The organism is Enterococcus sp. E4-223 (genome assembly GCF_035727065.1).
Classification (GTDB): domain Bacteria; phylum Bacillota; class Bacilli; order Lactobacillales; family Enterococcaceae; genus Enterococcus_B; species Enterococcus_B faecium.
The window spans coordinates 1-1,167 of the sequence record NZ_JAPMLH010000021.1; the positions used below are offsets into that span (position 1 = coordinate 1).

Annotated in this window: 1 rRNA gene; it reads left to right on the forward strand. The window is 53.0% G+C overall.

The features are described 5' to 3' along the window. Positions 1-1,167, forward strand: a 16S ribosomal RNA gene (locus tag OS139_RS13620); the annotation flags it as partial.

Sequence of the window (1,167 nt, forward strand, 5' to 3'; positions counted from 1 at the left end):
GAGTGGCGAACGGGTGAGTAACACGTGGGTAACCTGCCCATCAGAAGGGGATAACACTTGGAAACAGGTGCTAATACCGTATAACAATCAAAACCGCATGGTTTTGATTTGAAAGGCGCTTTCGGGTGTCGCTGATGGATGGACCCGCGGTGCATTAGCTAGTTGGTGAGGTAACGGCTCACCAAGGCCACGATGCATAGCCGACCTGAGAGGGTGATCGGCCACATTGGGACTGAGACACGGCCCAAACTCCTACGGGAGGCAGCAGTAGGGAATCTTCGGCAATGGACGAAAGTCTGACCGAGCAACGCCGCGTGAGTGAAGAAGGTTTTCGGATCGTAAAACTCTGTTGTTAGAGAAGAACAAGGATGAGAGTAACTGTTCATCCCTTGACGGTATCTAACCAGAAAGCCACGGCTAACTACGTGCCAGCAGCCGCGGTAATACGTAGGTGGCAAGCGTTGTCCGGATTTATTGGGCGTAAAGCGAGCGCAGGCGGTTTCTTAAGTCTGATGTGAAAGCCCCCGGCTCAACCGGGGAGGGTCATTGGAAACTGGGAGACTTGAGTGCAGAAGAGGAGAGTGGAATTCCATGTGTAGCGGTGAAATGCGTAGATATATGGAGGAACACCAGTGGCGAAGGCGGCTCTCTGGTCTGTAACTGACGCTGAGGCTCGAAAGCGTGGGGAGCAAACAGGATTAGATACCCTGGTAGTCCACGCCGTAAACGATGAGTGCTAAGTGTTGGAGGGTTTCCGCCCTTCAGTGCTGCAGCTAACGCATTAAGCACTCCGCCTGGGGAGTACGACCGCAAGGTTGAAACTCAAAGGAATTGACGGGGGCCCGCACAAGCGGTGGAGCATGTGGTTTAATTCGAAGCAACGCGAAGAACCTTACCAGGTCTTGACATCCTTTGACCACTCTAGAGATAGAGCTTCCCCTTCGGGGGCAAAGTGACAGGTGGTGCATGGTTGTCGTCAGCTCGTGTCGTGAGATGTTGGGTTAAGTCCCGCAACGAGCGCAACCCTTATTGTTAGTTGCCATCATTCAGTTGGGCACTCTAGCAAGACTGCCGGTGACAAACCGGAGGAAGGTGGGGATGACGTCAAATCATCATGCCCCTTATGACCTGGGCTACACACGTGCTACAATGGGAAGTACAACGAGT